18 protein-coding genes are annotated in these 21,538 nt (G+C 69.4%); 10 read left to right on the top strand and 8 right to left on the bottom strand.

All coding sequences use genetic code 11. The features are described from left to right. Positions 1-27: 27 nt before the first annotated feature. Positions 28-525, bottom strand: a complete 498-nt coding sequence (locus tag ACQEU8_RS03545) for an ATP-binding protein (RefSeq protein WP_433096678.1) — start codon at positions 523-525, stop codon at positions 28-30. A gap of 136 nt (positions 526-661) precedes the next feature. Here ACQEU8_RS03545 and ACQEU8_RS03540 point away from each other — a divergent pair, with 136 nt between their 5' ends. From ACQEU8_RS03540 to ACQEU8_RS03530, 3 genes are read left to right on the top strand one after another with little or no spacing between them, the layout of a single operon-like run. After that, positions 662-1,534 carry a helix-turn-helix domain-containing protein gene (locus ACQEU8_RS03540; RefSeq protein ID WP_433096676.1) on the top strand — a complete coding sequence of 291 codons (873 nt, stop codon included), beginning with the start codon at positions 662-664 and terminating at the stop codon, positions 1,532-1,534. Positions 1,535-1,537: 3 nt separating this feature from the next. Next, positions 1,538-1,774, top strand: coding sequence for a DUF397 domain-containing protein (locus ACQEU8_RS03535; protein ID WP_209238909.1), 237 nt, complete (start codon positions 1,538-1,540; stop codon positions 1,772-1,774). A gap of 46 nt (positions 1,775-1,820) precedes the next feature. After that, positions 1,821-2,642, top strand: coding sequence for an SAM-dependent methyltransferase (locus ACQEU8_RS03530; RefSeq protein ID WP_433096674.1), 822 nt, complete (start codon positions 1,821-1,823; stop codon positions 2,640-2,642). A 77-nt stretch (positions 2,643-2,719) separates the two neighbouring features. Here ACQEU8_RS03530 and ACQEU8_RS03525 read toward each other — a convergent pair whose 3' ends face one another. Then, positions 2,720-5,776: a glycoside hydrolase family 2 TIM barrel-domain containing protein gene (locus ACQEU8_RS03525; RefSeq protein WP_433096672.1), complete on the bottom strand. Its 3,057-nt coding sequence runs from the start codon at positions 5,774-5,776 to the stop codon at positions 2,720-2,722. A gap of 116 nt (positions 5,777-5,892) precedes the next feature. On the opposite strand from ACQEU8_RS03525, the gene ACQEU8_RS03520 reads away from it, so the two are divergent. After that, on the top strand, positions 5,893-6,666 hold the full coding sequence (locus ACQEU8_RS03520) for a hypothetical protein (RefSeq protein ID WP_433096670.1): 774 nt from the start codon (positions 5,893-5,895) through the stop codon (positions 6,664-6,666). A gap of 201 nt (positions 6,667-6,867) precedes the next feature. Beyond that, positions 6,868-7,668, top strand: coding sequence for an SGNH/GDSL hydrolase family protein (locus ACQEU8_RS03515; protein ID WP_433096668.1), 801 nt, complete (start codon positions 6,868-6,870; stop codon positions 7,666-7,668). A gap of 60 nt (positions 7,669-7,728) precedes the next feature. Here the strand turns inward: ACQEU8_RS03515 and ACQEU8_RS03510 are convergent, their stop codons facing one another. Beyond that, positions 7,729-9,084, bottom strand: a complete 1,356-nt coding sequence (locus ACQEU8_RS03510; RefSeq protein ID WP_433102119.1) for an SWF or SNF family helicase — start codon at positions 9,082-9,084, stop codon at positions 7,729-7,731. A gap of 35 nt (positions 9,085-9,119) precedes the next feature. Then, a complete protein-coding gene (locus ACQEU8_RS03505; RefSeq protein WP_433096666.1) occupies positions 9,120-12,113 on the bottom strand; it encodes a DEAD/DEAH box helicase in 2,994 nt (997 codons plus the stop codon). Between the two features lie 302 nt (positions 12,114-12,415). Here ACQEU8_RS03505 and ACQEU8_RS03500 point away from each other — a divergent pair, with 302 nt between their 5' ends. After that, positions 12,416-12,598 (top strand): hypothetical protein, encoded by a 183-nt coding sequence (locus ACQEU8_RS03500; protein ID WP_433096664.1) that lies wholly within the window; start codon positions 12,416-12,418, stop codon positions 12,596-12,598. Between the two features lie 191 nt (positions 12,599-12,789). Here ACQEU8_RS03500 and ACQEU8_RS03495 read toward each other — a convergent pair whose 3' ends face one another. Next, positions 12,790-13,575 carry a hypothetical protein gene (locus tag ACQEU8_RS03495; RefSeq protein ID WP_433096662.1) on the bottom strand — a complete coding sequence of 262 codons (786 nt, stop codon included), beginning with the start codon at positions 13,573-13,575 and terminating at the stop codon, positions 12,790-12,792. A gap of 132 nt (positions 13,576-13,707) precedes the next feature. On the opposite strand from ACQEU8_RS03495, the gene ACQEU8_RS03490 reads away from it, so the two are divergent. Then, positions 13,708-14,628, top strand: coding sequence for an oxygenase MpaB family protein (locus ACQEU8_RS03490; protein ID WP_433096660.1), 921 nt, complete (start codon positions 13,708-13,710; stop codon positions 14,626-14,628). A 16-nt stretch (positions 14,629-14,644) separates the two neighbouring features. On the opposite strand, the gene ACQEU8_RS03485 is transcribed toward ACQEU8_RS03490, so the two are convergent. Further along, complete coding sequence (locus tag ACQEU8_RS03485) at positions 14,645-15,259, bottom strand: class I SAM-dependent methyltransferase (protein WP_433096658.1); 615 nt, start codon at positions 15,257-15,259, stop codon at positions 14,645-14,647. 182 nt (positions 15,260-15,441) lie between these two features. On the opposite strand from ACQEU8_RS03485, the gene ACQEU8_RS03480 reads away from it, so the two are divergent. Together ACQEU8_RS03480 and ACQEU8_RS03475 are read left to right on the top strand one after the other, a co-directional pair. Then, positions 15,442-15,834: a roadblock/LC7 domain-containing protein gene (locus tag ACQEU8_RS03480; protein WP_433102117.1), complete on the top strand. Its 393-nt coding sequence runs from the start codon at positions 15,442-15,444 to the stop codon at positions 15,832-15,834. 102 nt (positions 15,835-15,936) lie between these two features. Then, on the top strand, positions 15,937-16,932 hold the full coding sequence (locus tag ACQEU8_RS03475; RefSeq protein WP_433096656.1) for a DUF6397 family protein: 996 nt from the start codon (positions 15,937-15,939) through the stop codon (positions 16,930-16,932). A 93-nt stretch (positions 16,933-17,025) separates the two neighbouring features. On the opposite strand, the gene tesB is transcribed toward ACQEU8_RS03475, so the two are convergent. Together tesB and ACQEU8_RS03465 are read right to left on the bottom strand one after the other, a co-directional pair. Beyond that, entirely contained in the window at positions 17,026-17,973 is a 948-nt protein-coding gene (tesB, locus tag ACQEU8_RS03470; protein WP_433096654.1) for an acyl-CoA thioesterase II, read from the bottom strand. A 52-nt stretch (positions 17,974-18,025) separates the two neighbouring features. Further along, on the bottom strand, positions 18,026-20,554 hold the full coding sequence (locus ACQEU8_RS03465) for a DEAD/DEAH box helicase (protein WP_433096652.1): 2,529 nt from the start codon (positions 20,552-20,554) through the stop codon (positions 18,026-18,028). A 172-nt stretch (positions 20,555-20,726) separates the two neighbouring features. Here ACQEU8_RS03465 and ACQEU8_RS03460 point away from each other — a divergent pair, with 172 nt between their 5' ends. Beyond that, positions 20,727-21,524, top strand: a complete 798-nt coding sequence (locus ACQEU8_RS03460; protein WP_433096650.1) for a metal-dependent hydrolase — start codon at positions 20,727-20,729, stop codon at positions 21,522-21,524. Positions 21,525-21,538 lie beyond the last annotated feature (14 nt).

The raw sequence follows: 21,538 nt of genomic DNA, 5'->3' as shown, positions 1-21,538 counted from the left end.
TGTTCGGTGTCAGCTCTGCGTCTGTTGTCAGTCGTGTGTCCTGTGGCATTCCAGCTCGGCCCACACGGCGTGCCCCGTCACTCCCTCGGAGCCGCCCATGCGGGCCTTGCGTATGCCCCAGTCGTCGGCGAGTACGCTCACCAGCAGCAGGCCCCTCCCGTTCTCCCGCTCGTCGTCGCCGGTCCGGCCGCGGTCCGCGTCCTCGACCCGCATGAGCGAGGTGCCGCCGCCCTCGTCCGCCACTTCCAGGCGCAGTCGCACCCCGATGACCCACAGCTCGCAGCTGACCTTCTCGCTGTCGGTGTGCCGCACAGCGTTGGTGAACAGCTCCGACATCAGCAGCTGGGCGTCGGCATTGGACTCGTCGTCGACGTACCACTCGCGCAGTCTCTCCAGCACACGCGCGCGTGCCAGGGCCACAGAGGTGTCGCGGGCCGGCAGGTGGAAGGCGTCGCGCAGCGGACGGGTCGTCGGTGCGCCGTCAAGCCGGTGTTCTAAAGGCAGGGCGTCATGGGGGGCAGCCACAGGTCCACTATGCGGTTCGTCACTCGCGTATGGCAAGGATCAATCTGTAAATTGCAGAAGTGCGTTTGACAGGGTGTGCTTGAGAGCTGGCACATGCCAAACTTCCTCTTACCGAAGTCAGTTGAGGGGAGCGGCTGTGGCGGACTCACGGACGGGCGGTGCGGCGCCCACCGTGCTGCGTGTGGTGCTGGGGAAGAGACTCCAGCACCTGCGTGAGAGCGCGGGAGTGACCTTCGAGCAGGCGGCCAGGGCTCTCGATGTCACTCACGCCACCATCCGCCGGATGGAGAAGGCCGAGGTCGGGCTCAAGGTCCCCTATGTCGAGAAACTGCTGCGCACCTACGGTGTGACCGATCCGGGCGAGATCGACGGTTTTGTCTCGCTCGCCCGTGAGGCGAATCAGCCCGGCTGGTGGCACCGGTACCGCGATGTGCTGCCCGAGTGGTTCAGCGTCTTCGTGAGCCTGGAGAGCGAGTCCGAGGTCATCCGCGCGTACGAGCCGCACTATGTGCCGGGTCTGCTCCAGACCGAGAGCTACGCAAGGGCGGTGCTGCGCGCGGGCATGCCGCACGCCCCCGAGGCGGAGATCAAACGGGGAGTGGCACTGCGTATGGAGCGCCAGACAGTGCTCACCCGGGAGAACAACCCTCCGCTGCTGTGGGCCGTCATCGACGAGACGGTGCTACGGCGCCCACTGGGCTCTCCGGAAGTGATGCGCGAGCAGATCGACCACCTCATCCAGGTCACCCAGCGGCCGAACGTGGCGTTGCAGATAATGCCGTTCAGCGCGGGTCCGCATCCGGCCATGTACGGCCCCTTCCACCTTTTCCGGTTCCCTCTCGACGAACTGCCGGACATGGTCTGCGCCGAGAGCCTTGTAGGTGCGGTCTATTTCGACCAGCGCGACGACGTCAGCGTGTTCCTCGAGGCACTGGACCGGATGAGCGCCCAGGCCGTGCCGCTGGTGCGGACCAGGGCGGTCCTGAGTGCACTGCGCAAGGAGTTCTGAACCATGGGTCGTATCTACAACGGGATGCCTGCCGCACACCTGGGCAGCGAGGGCTGGCGCAAGCCGTGGAGCGGGGGCAACGGCGGCAGCTGCGTGGAGGCGCTCAAGCTCGCCGACGGCCGCGTCGCGCTGCGCCAGTCCACCGATCCCGACGGCCCGGCGCTCATCTGCAGCCGGAGTGACATCTCAGGTTTCATCCAGGCGGCCAAGGCGGGGGAAGCCGACTTCTTGGTCGCCTGAGCACAGCACCGGACCGCGCAGGCCCCGGTCCGGACAGACCGATGAGATGGAGAAGCACGTGTCGGAGGCTGGTTTCAGCCCGGAGCAGATAGACACCACCAGGCCGCACCCGGCCCGGATGTACGACTACTACCTCGGTGGAAAGGACAACTACGAGGCCGACAGGGACGCGGCCCAGAGAGTTCTCGACGCGCTACCGGAGCTTGCCGTCACGGCCCGTAGCAACCGCGATTTCATGCACCGGGCGGTGCGGACGGCTGTCGGCAGCGGGATCCGCCAGATCATCGACATCGGCACCGGCATCCCCACCTCGCCCAACACCCATGAGGTGGCCCGGCAGGTGAACCCGGACGTGCGGGTGGCCTATGTGGACAACGACCCGATCGTGTCGACCTACGCGGGAGCGAAGCTGACCAACTCCGGCAACGCCGGGTTCGTGCTCGCCGACCTCAAGGACCCGGCCGGGATCCTCGATCACCCCGTCACCAAGGAGCTCATCGATTTCGGCGAACCGGTCGCACTGATGCTGCTCGCGGTGATGCACTTCATCACCGATGACGAGGGCGCGGCGGACATTGTGCGCACTATGACCGAACGGCTCCCTGCCGGAAGCTATCTGATCCTCAGTCACGCCACAGCGGACTTCAAGGAGAGTGACGGCTTCGGCAAGGTCGAGAAGGTCTACAACGAGGAATCAACCGCCAGCGCCCAGTGGCGGACGAAGGGCGAGATCTGCGCCTTCTTCGAGGGCTTCGACTTGCTGGAGCCCGGCGTGGTCCAGCTGCCGCTGTGGCGGCCGGACGGGCCGGTGCCGACGGGTGCCGACCTTGCCAAGCACATCGGGTACGGCGGCGTCGGGGTCAAGTGAGTGTGGGGGACAGGCCGGGCGGGGCGGTGGAACCGCCCCGCCCGGCTTCCCCGTCACCTCCCGGAAGTGATCTCCTGTCACCTCCGGGACGCCGTCTCCAGGAAGGTGAACCCGAACTCCGCCGGCTCCGCGGTGAGCTGGTGTTGCGGCAGCACGCCCGGTCCGCACGACTGTGAGCCGATGCCGTGCATCCCGTGGTCGAGGTTGACCCACACCGTCTCCCCGGGGACGAGATCCGTGGTGTGCTCGGCGGCGTCCAGCTGCTCGGTCGTCCAGCGGCGCGCCGTGAACCAGCATGTCGCCCCGTCGGCCTCGACTCTCAGTCCCGACCCCTCCGGGCCGCGTGTCAGCTCGACCCAGCGAACGTCCGGTCGCGCGCCGTTCTCCTGGGGGCGCACATAGGGCGTCTGGAGCGCGTCCACAGTGCTGCGCCACAGTCCGGTACGCGCCGCAGCTGCGGTGTCCGGGTAACCCTCGCCAGGGCCGCCGCCGAACCACGCCGCGTGGTCGTAGCCGGACGGCAGCCCCAGCCGCACGCCCAGCCTGGGCAGCGGGAAGTCCCAGTCGCCCTCCGGCTCGACCGTGACCGTGAGCCGCACCCTGTCGACGGTTCCCGACCACCGGTACACAGTACGGAGGCCCAGCGGGGAGGCCGCAGGGGCCACCCGGGTGCGGACGACGAGCGCACCAGGCGTCAGTTCCACACTGTCGGTCCTGTGCCGCATCCGGTGCAGCCCGTGACGGCGCCACAGTGGGCCGTTTCGCACGTCCGGCTGCCATGGGGCGCCGTCGTCGTTGTCGGTGGTCGCCCGCCACACATCGAGCCTCGGGCTCTGGAGAGGGATGCCACCGAGTCGCAGCAGAGCGCCGCTGTCCGCCGCGAAGACGGCCGGACCCAGCCGGATCTGCCCGCCGCCGCCCTCGCGTTTCTCGGCGCCGTCCGGCGCCTCGTGGCGGCGTGGTGCGGCCGGTACCGAGGGGAGGGTGGCGGCCGGTGGGTACTCCGGCTCGGCCGCGCGCAGCTGTCCCCAGGCGACCGGGTGCCCCCGGTCGGCCCAGGCAGTCCCGTGAGCGAGGACCGCGCGCACGGTCCACCATGCCTCGCCGGACCGCACTGTCTCCGGCGGGGAGGGCAACGGCAGTTCCACGGAGCGCCCTGGCGGCACCGGCCCCTCCGGCAGCGGCAGCATGCCACCGCTCACCTGCTCACCCTCGATCTCGTACGACCACTCCAGGGCCAGGTGGGACAGGTCGATGAAGTCGTGCCGGTTGGTGACCAGCACGCTGCCGGGCGCCGTCCCGGGACCGATCCGAACGGGTTCGATCACCTTCTTGTACTCGACAAGTCCGGGCGAGGGGACGCGGTCCGGGAAGACGAGCCCGTCGCACACGAAGTTGCCGTCGTGCACCTCCTCGCCGAAGTCGCCTCCGTAGGCGAACCAGGTCCGCCCGTCCTCGGTGCGCCGCGCAAGACCGTGGTCGATCCACTCCCATACGAAACCGCCCTGGCAGCGCTCGTACGTCTCGAAGAGCCGCTGGTACTCGCTCAGTCCGCCCGGGCCGTTGCCCATGGCGTGTGCGTACTCGCACAGGATGAACGGCAGCGTGCGGCGGCGTGCGTCCTGTGCGGCATCCTCCAGGGCGGGTTCCTTGCGCTGCCCCACCAGATCGACTCCGTCGTGCGGCAGATACATACGGGAGTAGAAATCGCTGTCCGGGCAGGTGTGGTCGCCCTCGTAGTGGAGGGGCCGGGACGGGTCCAGCTGCCGGATCCGGCGGGCCATCGCCGTCAGACCTGCACCTGCGCCGCACTCGTTGCCGAGCGACCAGATGACGACGGAGGGGTGGTTCTTGTCCCGCTCGACCATGCGGGCCGCCCGGTCGAGCAGGGCGGGCGTCCACCGTTCGTCGGCCACGGGGTTGCGCGTGTCGCCGAGTTCGACGAAACCGTGCGTCTCCAGGTCGCATTCGTCCACCACCCACAGGCCCAGCTCGTCGCACAGGTCGAGGAAGGCGGGGTGCGGTGGGTAGTGGCTGGTGCGGACGGCGTTGATGTTGTGCTGCTTCATCAGCACCAGATCGCGCCACATGGTCTCGCTGTCTACAACGCGCCCGGTCTCCGGGTGGAACTCGTGCCGGTTGACGCCGCGTAGCAGCACCCTGCTGCCGTTGACCTTGAACAGCCCGTCCTCCATCACCACGGTGCGGAAGCCGATGCGCAGCGCGATCCGCTCATCGCCGACTTCCAGTTCGGCGTCGTAGAGCCGGGGCGACTCCGCGCTCCAGGGTTCGACCTGCCCACTGGCCGTCTCGCCGGTGCGCAGCTCCCACCCCAGCTCCGGTACGGTGATCCGCCCCGGTGGGGCGCTTTCGACGCGCAGTGTGCCGCGGCCGGTGGTGTGGTCGTAGTCGGCGTGCACAGTGTGGTCGCGCACTGCACCGGGCGGGCGGTGCAAAAGGGTGACGTCCCGGAAGATGCCCGGCAGCCACCACATGTCCTGGTCCTCCAGGTAGCTTCCGGCGGACCACTGGTGCATCCGGACAGCCAGCACATTGCCGTGTGGTCGCAGCAGTGCTCCGACGGCGAACTCGTGTGGCAGCCGGGAGCCCTGGAACGTTCCGAGCTCCTGTCCGTTCAGCCAGATACGCGCGCACGACTCCACTCCTTCGAAGCGCAGCAGTGTCTCGCCGGGGTCGTTCACCGAGGGATCGCGCGGCGCGGCGTCCGCCTCGTCCGTGGGCAGCGGCCAGTCGTCCGGCAGATCGAAGACATACCGGTGGTCGCCTGTCGGGTTCTCTTCGGGAACGCGGGGCGGATCGACGGGGAAGGGGTAGCGGACATTCGTGTAGGCAGGCGCACCGTGCCCGTGCAGCACCCAGTGGGAGGGAACGGGCAGTTCAGCCCACTGGGTGTCGTCGTAATGCGGGTCGGCGAACGCGTCGCTGTACCGGTCGGCGGTAGGGGAGAGGCGGAACTTCCATACGGTGCCGGTCAGCGTGAGGGATCGCGCGTCCGATCCTGGTGTCCATGCGCGCGGTGGCAGACAGCCGGTTTCCGGGGAGACGTCCTCGTAGTACGGCACAGGCGGCCGAGTCGAGGATCGGGGCGGACCGGCCGACGGGGCAGTGCTCATTCATCTCCTCGGTTTCTGTTGGTTCTTGTTGTTTCTCTCCCACCAACAGGCCCTTTCGCATGCCTACTTGTTAACCAAAATGCGTAGGGTGAGCGCAACATGACACAGTGATGGCCATGACGATGCCACCGCCGCCGAACCACCCGCCTGCCGGCACCCCGCCGCCTCCCGCGCAGCCGCCGGGCGGCTTCGGGCCTCCGGGGTCCGGCGGTCTGGGCTCGCCGACGCCTGGCGGCTGGCCGCCTCCGCCACCGGGACGCAACAGAGGGAAGACGGTGGCGGCGGTCGTCGCTGCGGCAGTCGTCGCGCTCGCGCTCATCACCGCGTCCGTCGTCTATCTGACCGGAAACGGGTCGGGCACCGGTGACTCCGCCGACAGCAAGCCATCGGCGGAACAGTCGCCCTCACCCTCCGACGAGTCCGGCGAGCCGACCGAGGAGCCCTCCGAAGAGCCCTCGGAGGATGACGGCGAGGCGACCGACTTCCCGACGCCGGGCGAGGACGACGCACTGCCATCCAAGGACCCCGACGCGAACGCCAGTGACGTGCCGCTGCCTGCCTTCCTGCTCCACGAGGGTGACTGCTACAACCGCTCCAAGGATCGCGAGGGCGCCGTGGTGACCCGCGACTGCGACCAGTCGCACGACGCGGAAGTGGTCAGCCGCAAAAAGCTCACCGGCAGTTACAGCACCGACGACGCCGTACGGCGCGAGGCCGATTCGCTCTGCCGCACCGTACTGCGGAACAAGGCGGCCAAACAGCCGCGCGGCACGGTGGGCGGAACGCTCATCTCGTATCCGAAAGCGAAGAACGCCGGCAAGGGTCTCAGCTACGTGGTCTGTAGTTTGACGGCGGGTAAGGGGAAGAAGCTGTCCAAGCCGCTGGCGTGACGCACCGCTGGCGTGACCCACCGCTGCCGTGGACGCATCGCTGGCGTGACGCATCCGGGTGTGCGCTCTTCCTCGCCCCAACGCGAGGGTCTCCGCGCGTAGTTGGGCCTCTCCGATTGGCATGGACGCATCGATGGCGGGGTAAATCCGCGGCGATCGATGTGACAGCTGTTCCTTCCGTGCCTATCCCTGAGAGGCCCCATGAAGCAGCGCAGATGGGCGACGACGGCCACCGCCGTCTTCGTCTTCCTCGGACTTTCCTCCCTCTCCGGCGCCGCCACCGCATCCGCCGAAGAAACCGCCGCCACCGGCTATGTAGCGCTCGGCGACTCCTACTCCTCCGGAGTGGGCGCCGGTGACTACGAGGGAGGCGACTGCAAGCGGAGCGCCAACGCCTATCCGAAGCTTTGGAGCGCCGCCAACTCCCCCTCATCGTTCGACTTCACGGCCTGCTCCGGCGCGCGTACCGACGATGTGCTCGCCGGCCAGCTCGGCCCCCTCAACTCCTCCACCGGTCTGGTGAGCATCAGCATCGGCGGGAACGACGCCGGGTTCGCCGACGCCATGACCACCTGCGTGACCCAGGGCGAGAGCGCGTGCCTCGCCCGCGTCCAGGAAGCCCGCAACTACATCAACAGCACGCTGCCCGGCAAGCTCGACAGCGTCTACAACGCCATCACCCAGAAGGCGCCCTCGGCGAAGGTCGTCGTGCTGGGCTACCCCCACATCTACAAGCTCGGCGGCGACTGCGCCGTAGGGATCAGCGAGAAGTCCCGCGAAGCCATCAACGCCGCCTCCGACGACCTGAACGATGTCACCGCCAAGCGCGCGGCGGACCACGGTTTCAGCTTCGGCGACGTACGCCCGACCTTCTCCGGACACGAGATCTGCTCGGGTGACGAGTGGCTGCACAGCGTAACGTTCCCGGTGGACGAGTCCTACCACCCCACCGCCGCCGGGCAGTCCGGCGGCTACCTCCCGGTCCTGGAAGGCCTCGCCTGACGGGACCCCCCCCACTCTGTGCCGCCGCCCTTGTTCGCAAGGGCGGCGGCACAGGTGTGCTCAGGCCGCCCCGGTGCCCTGCTCCTCGTCATCGGCCAGCGCGACCGCCAGGGCGGCCGCCGGGTCCCGTTCCGGGCCGCCTGCCGGCCACCAGGCGCGCCCCTGCTTGCGGTAGGGCCACCACCGGCCGTCCGGCCCGTACCGCAGCTGGGCCTCCGTTCCCACCGCGGTCCAATGCGTGCCCGAGGCCCGCAGCGTCGGGCGAGCCTCCTCCTCGCCCCAGGCGGCGTCGAGCTGTTCACCTGCCTGCTGGAGTGTCTCGGCAGAAGGGGACCAGCCGTCCTCAAGGACAGTCAGCGCCTCCACTCCGCCGAACTCCCAGGCCCGTACGGCGACCTCGAGTTCGGTCTCCGTACGGCCGCAGCCCTCCGCGAGGCGGGTGACCACCGAACGCTCGGGACGGGCGGCCGCAAGCCGAACCGCGTCCTCCCAGATCGTCAGCGGCCTCGTCAGCGGCCGGGCGCCGTGCCCCGGGGAGACCGCCGCCGTGAGCATCCGGCGAGCTGTCGCGGCGGCGTTCGAGGCGAGGAACGTCAGTGCGTCGACGTCCAGCCCCGGCGCGCCCGCAGCACCCCCCTCCAGAGCCGCTATCTGTCCCGTTTCCCGTACAGGTGACGGCGGTTCGGGCAGTGGGGGCAACAGCGTCCCCAGAGCGAACGCCTCCGCCGCGTCCACCCCCTCCGGCTCTTCCTCCCGGTCCGCTGTCGCTGCGGCGAAGCCCACAGCGTGTCCAGCGGCCCGTGCGGTACTGCGCTCCTGCAGTGTGTCCAACAGTTCGCGTTCGCCGCGGCCGCGCATGAGCAGCAGTGCGAACGGGTCCTCGTCCAGCAGTCGGGCAGTCTGGTAGCTGAGTGCAGCAGTGTGCGGACAGTGGTCCCAGGCCCCGCAGGCACACTCAGGGTCCAGATCACCGATGCCCGGCAGCAGCTCCAGACCGATGTCCGCCGCGTCCTCTACCAGACGGGGCGGCATATCGCGGTCCAGCAGTGCGGCGATATGGCCGGACTGCTCGACGATGACCTCCAGCAGCCGGTCCCATTCGGCCTCGTCCAGCTCACGCAGCAGCACATCGGCCCGGCACGGCGTCCGGTCCGCCCCGAGCACCACGGCGGTGATCCGGCCAGGGCGTACGGAGACGGCCCCCACTGCTCCCTGCCGGGCGAACCGGCGCCCCAGCCGGAGCTGTTGGCCGTCCAGCGCGGTGTCCTCGAGCGCTTTCAGCCACGTCTGGCCCCACCATGTGCGGGCGAAGCCCTGGCCGTGTGCGGGCGGCAGTGGAGCGAAGACCCGCTCGCGCTCACCGGCCCCACTCCCGTCCGCGGTGCCACTGCCGCCCGCCGCGCCGCCCTCGGCCATCTCGGCGTCCTCCTCGTACGTCGTCCCGTACTCGCTCAACGCTCCACCTTCCGCAGCTCGACGAGCTCGGCCAGCTCGGCGTCCGTCAGCTCCGTCAGCGCGGTCTCCCCGGAGCCGAGTACGGCATCCGCGAGCGCCTGCTTGCGCCGCAGCATGTCGGCGATACGGTCCTCGATCGTGCCCTCCGTGATGAGCCGGTGGACCTGCACCGGCTGCGTCTGGCCGATGCGGTAGGCGCGGTCGGTCGCCTGTGCTTCGACAGCCGGGTTCCACCAGCGGTCGTAGTGGATGACATGGCTCGCCCGGGTGAGATTGAGGCCTGTCCCGGCCGCCTTGAGGGAGAGCAGGAACACCGGGGCTGCGCCCTCCTGGAAGCGGCGCACCATCTCCTCGCGCTGTGCCACAGGAGTACCGCCGTGCAGGCACTGGGTCGGCACACGACGTGCTGCGAGATGACGTTCCAGCAGACGCGCCATCTGCACGTACTGCGTGAAGACGAGCACGCTCGCCTTCTCCGCGAGCAGAGTGTCGAGCAGTTCGTCCAGCAGCTCCAGCTTTCCGGAACGTCCCGGCAGCCGTCCGTCGCCCTCCTTGAGGTACTGCGCGGGGTGGTTACAGATCTGCTTGAGCGAAGTGAGCAGCTTGACCACAAGGCCCCGTCGTTCGAAACCGTCGGTCCCGCGCAGAGCCGCCAGACTCTCCCGCACCACCGCCTCGTACAGTCCCGCCTGCTCTGTGGTCAGGGCGACTGCGCGGTCGGTCTCCGTCTTCGGGGGCAGCTCGGGTGCGATACCGGGGTCCGTCTTGTGCCGCCGCAGCAGGAACGGCCGCACCAGCCGGGCCAGCCGCTCGGCTGCCACCGGATCGCCTCCCTCGGCAGCGTCGGCGTAGCGCCTGCGGAACGTGCCCAGTCGGCCCAGGAGCCCAGGTGTGGTCCAGTCGAGGACCGCCCACAGCTCCGAGAGGTTGTTCTCGACCGGCGTTCCGGTCAGCGCCACCCGCGCCCGCGCCGGGAGCGTGCGCAGCGCCTTGGCTGTGGCGGCGAACGGGTTCTTGACGTGCTGTGCCTCGTCCGCGACGACCATGCCCCACGCCTCGCCCTCGCCGGGAACCAGCCGTTCGGTGTCCAGTCGCATCGTGCCGTAGGTGGTCAGCACGAATTCGCCCTCGCGGAGCCCTTCCAGGGAGCGGCCCGGGCCGTGGAAGCGGCGTACAGGGGTGCCGGGCGCGAAGCGTTCGATCTCCCGCTGCCAGTTGCCCATCAAGGAGGCGGGGCACACCACCAGGGTCGGACCCGCGGTGGTCTCGGACTGTCGGCGCAGATGAAGAGCGATCAAAGTGATCGTCTTGCCCAGGCCCATGTCATCGGCGAGGCAGCCCCCGAGCCCGAGGGAGGTCATCCGGTGCAGCCAGTCAAGACCGCGCAACTGGTAGTCGCGCAGCGTCGCCCTCAGCTCGGCGGGCGGAGGCAGCGGAGGTTCCTCGCGGCGCTCAGGGTCGGACAGCCGCTCCCGGAGCGCTTCCAGCCACCCGGTGGCCTCGACCTCGACCCGTTCACCGTCCTGCTCGGCGGTGCCGGTGAGCACGGCGTCCAGTGCCTCGAGAGTCCCGACCTTGTGATCCTGGCGCTGCCGTGCGGCGCGTATCTCCTCCGGATCGACGAGCACCCACTGGTCGCGCAGTCGCACCAGTGGACGTCCGGCTTCGGCCAGCTGGTCGAGCTCGGCGCGGGTCACCTCCTGGTCGCCGATGGCGAAGCGCCAGTCGAAGCGCAGCAGTGCGTCCGGAGAAAGCTGGGAGGGCAGCCCCGTACTGTGCCGCTCCTGCCCGCTCCCGTCCGGCCGCTCCGCCTCGTCACCCGGGCCGATCACGGCACGGGAGGTGAACGAACGAGCGAACTGGCGCGGCCAGTGCACCTGCACACCAGCTGCCGCCAGGGCGCGCGGAACGGAGGCGCCCAGCAGTTCGGCGATTTCCTCGTCGGCGAGCTCGACCGCGTCCGGAACCGCCGCCGTGAGTAGCGGAGTAAGCGCGTCCCATGCAGCAGCCGCCCGGCGCAGCGCGAGCAGCGCGTCCGTACGCGCTCTTGGGCCGAACCGTTCGGCGAGGGGCGAAGTGCCCGCCCACACCTCGGCGGCATCGGCGACAAGTGTGCTGTCGGTGGGCGCGTGCAGTTGCAGAATGCCCCGGAACCGGGGGCCCTGCCCTGCGCTCTGCTCGGTCAGCCGGTGCTCGGCGTCGTCCCCGGACGGGGGCAGACCGTCGATATCGATCCGCAGCGACAGTCGGATCCCCGCGTCGATGCCTGCTGCGACGTCGGCGGCCCACTCCCGCAGCTCCGGTACGGCGAGCGGCTCGTCACCGGCGAAGGCGGGTGCCCCCGCTGCCAGCGGGGCGGCCGGCGTGCGGGGGAGGCCGTCGGCGACGGCGTCCAGGAAGGCTCTCACCACAGGGCCGGGATCCGGCACCCGGATCGGGTCGATTCCTGGCAGCGGCAGGGCGTGAGCGTCCGGGGGCATCGCGGCGGCAAGTTCGGCCACCATGGTGGTGTCCTCGCCCGTGAGTGGGCCCAGCCGCCAGGCGTCGAAGCCGTCCGGACTGAGCCCCGGCAGCAGCCGCCCCTGTGCGGCCAACCGCAGGGCGAACAGCGTGGCGGCTCCCCAGAAGGCCGCAGTCGGCTCTGTGCCGTCCTCCTCACGTGCGGCGTACGCACGGGTGAGCACAGGGAGGGCGTCGGCGACCGGAAGCGTGACCGCGGAAACGGTGCGTGTCTCCGCGCCCTCGTCGGTCGGGATGACGACTGGCAGCTCGATCAGTTCGGCGGTTTCGGCGGACGGGAGGCTCTGGTCATCAGTGGTGCCGGGGCGTGCGGTGAGTGTGCCGGGGAAGGAGCTTTCGGCGTGCGGGACGGCTCCCTCTGGGTGCCGGAAGGCGATCCGGGAGCGGCGTGGCGGGTCTGCGGGCAGGAAGAGGGCCACGCAGTGGGTGAGCTGGGAGGTCCAGGAAGTGCTTGCCAGGGTCTCTGCCACAGTGCTGATGCATTCCTCAAATTTGACTAGCGTACGGGAGCGGTCGAGGGTACCTCATGCCGGGCCCAGGTGCGTCGCTCTCGCTCGCGGTGCCACAGGCTCAGGGAAGCCGAGGTGCGATGGGCTCAGGAGGGCCAGGTGCGTCAGGTGGTCCGTACCCGGGTCCAGGGGTAAGCCGTCGGTTGAGGTGCTGGCGGCGCGGAGGGAACCTGCCGCGCCCGGATGGCGTTCAATGGAGTGAGAGGCGGAGTCACCGGACTGGACAGCAGCGGGTGCGCCGCCGGTGCGGAGGAGGTACCGAGATGACCAACCGAGCAAAGATCGCTGTCGGTGGGGTGGCGGTCGGTCTGCTGCTGTGGTGGCTGACGTCGTTCTGGATCGCGCTGCTGGTGATGGTGGGTGTTCCGGCGGTCGCGTATCTGGCGCTGGACCCCTCGCAGCGGCGGAGGCTGCGCAGAGTCAGCCGTAAGGAGCTCAACCGCTAGGTGCCACGCCGCCCGGCCTGGCCGCCGGCCCCGGCCGCGGAACCGAACGGGCCGGGGTCGGCTGGCGGGTGCTGCTTGAGTGCTGCCGGCCTGAGGCGGGCGCGCGCTGGGCGTGTCGGCGACGTTGGGCTTACGGGCTGTCGCCGCTACGCCGCCGTGCATCGCTTTATACGCTGCCGGTCCGCACCCCGTCATGCCGCCGGGCGCAGTGCGATGCCGTCGAGAGCCGCCAGCAGCTTGGGCAGTTCACGGCCGCGGCCCACCGGGCGCACCTCGCCGGGAGCTTCGTCCAGCAGGACGAACGCGATGTCGTCGGTGCGGGCCACGACACTCCAGCCCGGGCCGTCCGCGCGGAGCGTGCGGGCATCGCCCGAGGCGAAAGCAGAGCGTATCCGCCCGGGCGGCGGTGGAGTCTCCAGATAACCCCGCACCTCCTCCAGGACGCGCCGCACCTGGCTGTCGGACTCTTCACCCGACTCCACGAACTCCACGTCCTCCTCGGCCTGCGCCCGCCACTGCGCCCACTGCAGCGCTATCTCGTCCGCACCGAGCCGCCGCTGTGCCGGGCCCCAGTCGGAGGTGTCCGGAGGTGAGAGAACCGGGCCGCTGCCTTCCAGCTCCCCCTCCAACACGGGGTCGTGCGGCTCGGGCAGTCCTGGCGCGGAGACGGCGAGTGCCAGCGGCCAGCCCGGCAGCACCGTGACGACATCCCGCTCGTCCGGAGACAGGTCGGACTCCACGCCGCAGTCCCAGGCGGCGATGGCACAGGCCACCTGCGTCACGTCCTCGGTCACCACGGTCCAGCGCGCGCCTGCTCCGTCCTGCCCCAGTACGAGCCCGTACCCCTCGACGTAGGGCTCCAGCTCCAGCACGGCGCAGGCCGCGGGGTAGTCGTCCCCCAACACACTCGGGAACTGCGCGGGCGTCAGCAGCACGGCAGTCAGCACATAGAGCGAATCGTCCTCTTCCGCAGCCACCGATGGCCTCCCCTTCCTGGCGGATCTCGGTGACGATAGCTCCCGGAGCGCGTCCGCAACAGACGGAATGTGTCCGCAGCAGACGGCCGAAATGGCTCCGTGACAGATGCCAGGACCAGAGAGGGGCCCTACGTGCGGCGGTACGACCGGCTCAGGCACATCCTCCAGCTCGACCCGGAACGGGACTCGCATGAGATCTACCGCTTGATCACCGCCTATGAGTTCCCCTGGGACTTCACCCGTGCCCTCGAACTCGCCCTGTACCGCACCTACGCCGTACCCAGCATCGGCAGACTGCTGGCCCGGACGGCCGAGCTGACCGACCGCACACAGAAGCGCTACGACGACACCGCGCTCCTTCTGGACGCCGTTGTCGAGCACGGCTTCGACAGCGCGCAGGGACGCACGGCCATTCGTCGGATCAACCAGATGCACCGCGCGTACGACATCAGCAACGACGACATGCGCTACGTCCTGTGCACCTTTGTCGTCATGCCCAAGCGCTGGCTCGACACCTTCGGCTGGCGGAGTCTCACCCACCACGAGCTACGTGCCGTCAGCCACTACTACGGCACGCTCGGGCGCCACATGGGCATCAAAGAAATTCCTGGAAGCTACGAGGAGTTCGAGAGCTGCCTCGATTCCTATGAGGATGCCCACTTCGGCTGGGACGAGGGGGCGCGGACGGTCTCCGACGCCACCCTCGACCTGATGGCCTCCTGGTACCCGCGCCCGCTCGCCCCACTGGTGCGCGGTACCAGCCTGGCGCTGCTGGACGACTCGCTGTTGCGGGCCTTCCGCTACGCCGAGCCCAGCCCAGTCGCCCGTCAGCTGACGCGGGGTGCGCTGCGGCTCCGCGCTCGGGGCGTTCGGCTGCTGCCGCCACGCCGCAGCCCGCACTATGCGCGGCAGAACCCGGAGATCAAGGGCTACCCCGGCTATCCGGAGGGCTACCGCATCGAGGATCTCGGCACCTTCCCGGCCGGGGGCGGCGCCGGCACGTCGGCCTGCCCTGTTCTGCATGTACCGAAGGAGGAGCAGGGGCACCGATGAGAACCGGTTGCCTGGGTCACTCCGGCGACCGCACCGCCAGTGCCAGATACCGGTCGTCCTGATCCACGTACGACTCCAGCCGCCACCCTGTCGCGGTCAGCAGCGCCCGCAACCGTGGTTCGGCTCGGATGTCGTCGGAGGTGATCTGCCTGCCCTGCCGGGCTGCCAGCGCGGCGCGGCCCACCGGGTGGAAGAGCGCGAGCCGGCCCTGAGGGCGAACGACACGGGCAAGTTCGCGCAGCCCGCTCTCCGGGCCGGGGAGATGGGAGATGAGTCCGGCTCCGAAAACGGCGTCCAGACAGGCGTCGCGCAATGGCAGTCGGGAGACGTCCGCGAGCAACAGCGCGGCTGCCTTGTCCCGGCCCGCCCGGACGACCTCGTCCAGCATCGCCGGGGTGAGGTCGGCGCCCAGCACCGTTCCGTCCGGGCCCACGGCGGCACGCAGCGCCGGCAGGGCCCGTCCGGTCCCGCACCCGGCATCGAGCACCGCGTCGCCGGACCGCAGGCCGATCTCGTTCACGGCCGCGGAATAGGCGGGCCCGTCGTTGGGGAAACGGGCGTCCCAGCGGGCGGCCCGCTCGCCGAAGAATGCCCGGACCGCGGCCCGATCGTCTGCCAAGTCGTGTGTCATGCTCCCTATGTTCGCTCCTCCGGCAGCCTCATTGCGGAAGGTCGCGCTGTCGCTCGGCGATGAGGCTGTGACAGGTGCGACAGGGGAGTAACTGTGCGCAACAGAACTGGACCTCGTGGTTGCTGACCGTGCTCTCGTGGGTAAGGGTGGCACGGCAGAAGCTGAGGAAAAGGGGGCGCGTGGTGGCACTGAACACGGGACTCGACTGGTTGCTGGACGACCTCACAAAGCGGATCTCGTCTGTCCGGCACGCGCTGGTCCTCTCCAACGACGGGTTGGTGACGGGGAGCAGTCACGATCTCGAGCGCGAGGACGCGGAGCATCTGGCTGCGGTCTCGTCCGGACTGCACAGTCTGGCCAAGGGGTCAGGTCAGCACTTCAAGGCCGGGCGGGTGCGGCAGACCATGATCGAGTTCGATGACGGCGTGCTCTTCGTGATGGCTGCCGGGGACGGTAGTTGCCTATGTGTCCTCACCGAGGCCGAAGCGGACATCGGGCAAGTCGCTTACGAGATGACACTGTTGGTCAACCGCGTCGGTGAGCACCTCGGTCTTGCCGCACGAAACAGCAACTGACCTGCGGTTTCGCAAAGTTATCCACAGGCTCGGCGAGAATTGCGGCAGCGGGCTATCGTCGTTGTCACGCAAGGTAGTCGAGTATCGACGGGGGATGACGACGTGCGAGACAAGTCCATGAACCGCCGCGTGCCGGTGCCGTTCCGCAATGCGACCGATGTGGCGCTGCGCACGGCCGCGAAGGAACTGGGGCTGCGGCCCAGGGAGTTCGAACTCGCAGTGCAGACCGAGGAGGTGTGCACCGTGCCGGGCGCGCCGGGAGGCCCTCGCAGGGTGACACGCCAAGAGCTGGAGCGGATCAAGGGGGCAGCTGACTTCCCCGGAGGACTGCGGGAGCGGCTGCGCGTCATGGGGGCGAGCGAGGCTTCCGAGCTGCTGGACATCAGCCCTTCCCGTTTCGCGCGGCTCGCCAGGGCGGGCTGCTTCGGCCCGGTCAGCTTCTATGTGAACCGGTACCGCACGGTGGTCTGGCTGTATCTGGCGGAGGAGCTGCGGGATTTCGCGGAGAACAACGCGAAGCTGCTCACGGGACGCCTGCCCGCGGGTATGCGGACCGGACTGGTGGCCGGCACCGACCAGCGTGCCCGCCGCTGGCGGGGAAGGCGGGTGGGACAGCTGACGCGGCACGCCGCCGGCTTGTGGGAGCGGGCCGCGGTCCGAGCGAGTGTCCTGGACGACGCAACCCTCGCCGAATCCGTGCCTGACCCAGGTGAACGGGCCCGTCTCCAGGCGCTGCGGCCGTGCTTCCTCGAAGTGCGCAGCGTTTCGGAGGCGACCCGGGACATCTTGCAGGAACTGTGTCTGGCCGAGGGGGAGGAGGAGATCCGCTGGTACCGGTTCCTGCTGGCCGCCGACCTGGAAGCCGCCAGGGCCGCGGAGGCGGTCGCCACACCTGCTCGCCGCACCATGGCCAGGACTGGGGCGGTGTCCCTCCCGGGGGAGAGGCCCACGCTTCAGCCGGTCCCTGGTGTCAGCGAGCGGCCCGACCCCGGCACCCCACGGCCGGTCGCAGGGCCGCCCGCGACTCCGGTGCCCCGACGGCGCTGGTCCCTCCTGCGCCGCCGCAGGCCGAAGCCCGCGGCTCATCCCGCCCAGTGAAGAATCGGCCGGCCCTGTGCTCCGGCACCGCTCTCTGCCGCGTCCCACCGCCAGGCGCAGACCCGTGAACGCCCGGAGGTGTGGCCTAGGAGGTCAGGACGCGGAGGTCTGCCCTTGGGTCTGCTGGGAGCCGGTTCCCTGGGCCTGCTGAGCTGGGGACGCGTTCCGTTCGGGGCTGTGCGAGCGGAACAGTCCCTCCTGCATCACCGAGACGATCAACCTGCCCTCGCGGTCGAAGATCTGGCCCCGGGCGAGACCGCGCGCACCCGTGGCGATGGGTGACTCCTGCTGGTAGAGGAACCACTCGTCGGCGCGGAACGGCCGGTGGAACCACATGGCGTGGTCCAGCGAGGCGGTGTCGAAATTCCGTGGTCCCCACAGCGGCTCGACGGGAAGGCGCACCGCATCGAGCAGCGTCATGTCACTGGCGTAGGTCAGCGCACAGGTGTGCACGAGAGGGTCGTCGCCGAGCGACCCGATCGCACGCATCCACACCGCGCTGCGTGGCTCGACTCCCTCCAGTTCGGAGGGGCTCCACCGCAGCCGGTCCACATAGCGCAGGTCGAACGCCTGACGGCGGGCCATGCGCTCCAGCGGCTCCGGCAGCGAGCCCAGGCGCTCGCGGATCTCGTCCGCGAGCTGCGGCAGGCTCTCCGGCTCCGGCACCCGGGGCATCGGCAGCTGGTGCTCGAAACCGGGCTCTTGTACATGAAAGGAGGCGGTCAGATTGAAGATCGTGCGGCCCTGCTGGACGGCGACCACGCGGCGCGTGGTGAAGGACCGCCCGTCCCGGACCCGCTCCACCTGGTACACGATCGGCACACCGGGAATGCCGGGACGCAGAAAGTACGCGTGCAGCGAGTGCACCGGGCGCTGCTCGGCCACGGTGCGCCCGGCCGCCACCAGCGCCTGCCCGGCAACCTGCCCGCCGAAGACCCGCTGGAGGGACTCCTGGGGGCTTCGGCCGCGGAAGATGTTGAGGTCGATCTCTTCGAGGTTCAGCAGGTCGACAAGGCGTTCGGCAGGGCTGGGCCCGGTCATCTCGTGCGTTCCTCTCTCACGTCCAGGGCGGCCGTCACGCTGGGAGCCGCGTTCACATCGGGCCGACGCCGGTCACCTTGACCACGGCACGGCCCTCCTCGTCCGAGGCGACGAGGTCGACCTCGGCCGAGATGCCCCAGTCATGATCGCCACGCGGGTCGGCGAAAGTCTGCCGGACGCGCCACAGCCGGTCCTCCGGGACCTCCTCGATCCGCAGCAGCCGGGGGCCGCGGGCGTCCGGCCCGGTGCCCAGCTCGTCGTACTCGTCCCAGTAGGCGTCCATGGCCTCCGCCCACGCGTCCTCGTCCCAGCCGGCCTCCCCGTCCAGCTCGCCCAGCTCGGCGACCTTGTCCCAGGCGGCCAGCTCCACCCTGCGGAACATCGCGTTGCGCACCAGGACGCGGAAGGCCCGCGGGTTGGCAGTGACCGGTTTGACCTGGTCGGCGCGTTCCTGAGCCTCCTCGGCCGTCTCGTCCTCCGGATTGGCGAGCTGCTCCCACTCGTCCAGCAGGCTGGAGTCGACCTGCCGGACCATCTCACCGAGCCACTCGACGATGTCCTGGAAGTCCTCCGACTTGAGGTCGTCGGGGACCGTGTGTTCGAGAGCCTTGTAGGCACTCGCCAGGTAGCGCAGCACGATGCCTTCCGTGCGGGCGAGCTCGTAGAAGGAGACGAACTCGCTGAAGGTCATCGCCCGTTCGTACATGTCGCGGATGACCGACTTGGGGGAGAGCGGATGGTCCCCGACCCACGGATGGGACTTGCGGTAGAGGCCGTAGGCGTGGAAGAGGAGGTCTTCAAGGGGCTGGGGGTAGCTGATGTCCATCAGCCGCTCCATGCGCTCCTCGTATTCGATTCCGTCGGCCTTCATCTGGGCGACGGCCTCGCCCTTGGCCTTGTTCGTCTGCGCGGCGAGGATCTGCCGCGGGTCGTCCAGCGTCGACTCGACCACCGACACCATGTCCAGCGCGTAGGAGGGCGACTCGGGATCCAGCAGCTCGAACGCGGCGAGCGCGAAAGTGGACAGTGGCTGGTTGAGGGCGAAATCCTGCTGGAGGTCGACCGTGAGCCGGATGGTGCGGCCCTCGGAGTCGGGCTCGTCCAGCCGCTCGACGATGCCGCCGTCCAGCAGCGAACGGTAGATGGCGATGGCCCGCCGGATGTGCCGCAGCTGCGAGCGGCGGTCCTCGTGGTTGTCCTCCAGCAGCCGCCGCATCTGTGCGAATGCGTCACCGGGGCGGGCGATCACGGAGAGCAGCATGGCGTGGGTCACCCGGAAGCGGGAGGTCAGCGGCTCCGGCTCGGAGGCGATCAGCTTCTCGAAGGTCTGCTGGCCCCAGCTGACGAAACCCTCGGGGGCCTTCTTGCGGACCACTTTGCGGCGCTTCTTCGGGTCGTCCCCGGCCTTCGCCAGCGCCTTCTCGTTCTCGATCACATGCTCCGGCGCCTGTGCGACGACGAAGCCCGAGGTGTCGAAGCCCGCGCGCCCGGCCCGGCCCGCGATCTGGTGGAACTCGCGGGCGCGCAGAGTGCGGACCCGGCTGCCGTCGTACTTGGTGAGAGCGGTGAACAGGACGGTCCGGATGGGCACATTGACGCCGACGCCGAGGGTGTCCGTGCCGCAGATGACCTTCAGCAGCCCTGCCTGGGCAAGCCGCTCGACCAGCCGCCGGTACTTGGGCAGCATCCCCGCGTGGTGCACCCCGATGCCGTGCCGTACGTAGCGGGAGAGGTTGCGGCCGAACTTGGTGGTGAAGCGGAAATTGCCGATGACCTTGGCGATCTCGTCCTTCTCCGCGCGGGTCGACATATTGATACTCATCAGTGCCTGCGCCCGCTCCACGGCCTGCGCCTGCGTGAAGTGCACGATGTAGACCGGCGCCTGATGGGTCTCCAGCAGCTCGGTCAGCGTCTCGGTGAGCGTGGTCGTGCGGTACTCGTACGACAGCGGCACAGGGCGGGTCGCGGAGCGCACGACGGCGGTGGGGCGGCCGGTGCGGCGGGTCAGGTCCTCTTCGAAGCGCGAGACATCACCCAGCGTCGCCGACATCAGGATGAACTGCGCTTGCGGCAGCTCCAGCAGCGGGATCTGCCACGCCCAGCCCCGGTCGGACTCGGCGTAGAAGTGGAACTCGTCCATCACCACCTGGCCGATGTCGGCGTTCGCCCCGTCACGCAGCGCGATGGAGGCGAGCACCTCGGCGGTGCAGCAGATGACGGGAGCGTCCGCGTTGACCGAGGCGTCACCCGTGAGCATGCCGACGTTCTCGGTGCCGAAGAGCTTGCACAGGTCGAAGAACTTCTCCGAGACCAGCGCCTTGATCGGGGCGGTGTAGAAGGTGACCTTGTCCTCGGCGAGCGCGGCGAAGTGAGCCCCTGCCGCGACCAGACTCTTGCCGGATCCTGTCGGGGTCGACAGGATCACGTTCGCCCCGGAGACCACCTCGATCAGTGCCTCTTCCTGGGCGGGATAGAGCGAGATGCCCCGCTCTTCCGCCCACCCGGAGAAGGTCTCGAAGAGGGCATCGGGATCGGCGTCGCTCGGCATCTGGTCGATAAGGGTGGCTGTCACGTCCCCCATACTGCCTGCTGCCCGGGCCGATCAGGGAACCGGTGGGCTCCCGTTGATCACCGGGCGCTACGCTGTGTCGCCGAACGGGCATCAGACCCGGACAGCAGCGCGGGGGCGCGGGGCGCGGGCCCGGCGGCGGGGCCGCGAGATACGCGAAACGAAGGACAGGGCGGGGATACGCATGATGGGACCGGCGCATTCGCTGTCGGGAGCCGCTGCCTGGCTCGGCGTAGGTGCCGTGGCGGCTGTGCTGGACCATCCGATGCCCTGGCCGGTGGTGGTCGTCGGCGCGCTGCTGTGCGCCGGGGCCGCGCTGGCGCCGGATCTCGACCAGAAGTCCGCCACCATCTCACGGGCCTTCGGTCCCCTCTCCCACGCTCTGTGCGGGGTGGTCGACAAGCTGTCAACCGCCGTCTACAACGGCACCCGCGCACGTGGGGAGCGGCACCGCTCCGGAGGGCACCGTACGCTCACCCACACCTGGCCCTGGGCGCTCTTCATAGGGGCGGGCTTCTCCGCGGCCGCTGTGATCTGGGGCCGCTGGGCCGTGCTGGTCATCCTCTTCATCCACGTGGTGCTCGCCGTGGAGGGCCTGCTGTGGCGGATGGCGCGGGTCTCCAGCGACGTGCTCGTGTGGCTCCTGGGAGCCGCCTGTGCCTGGATTCTGGCCGGAGTGCTGGAGCAGCCGGGCAACGGGGCGGACTGGCTGTTCACCGGGGACGGTCAGGAGTACCTGTGGATGGGGCTGCCGATCGTGCTCGGCGCGATGGTGCACAACATCGGCGACGCCCTGACGATTTCCGGCTGCCCGATCCTGTGGCCGATCCCGATAGCGGGCAAGCGGTGGTATCCGCTGGGCACCCCGCAGTTCATGCGGTTCCGCGCCGGTGCCTGGGTCGAGAACGCCATACTGATGCCCGCCTTCATGGTGTTGGGCGGGGCAGGCAGCCTGGTCGCTCTCGGGTTCGTAGGCAGCTGACACCCGCCCCCACT

The sequence above is a fragment of the Streptomyces sp. CA-250714 genome (genome assembly GCF_050936705.1).
Taxonomy (GTDB): domain Bacteria; phylum Actinomycetota; class Actinomycetes; order Streptomycetales; family Streptomycetaceae; genus Streptomyces.
The sequence above is the reverse complement of the archived record's forward strand: the minus strand, read 5'-3'. Positions and strand labels throughout refer to the sequence as shown.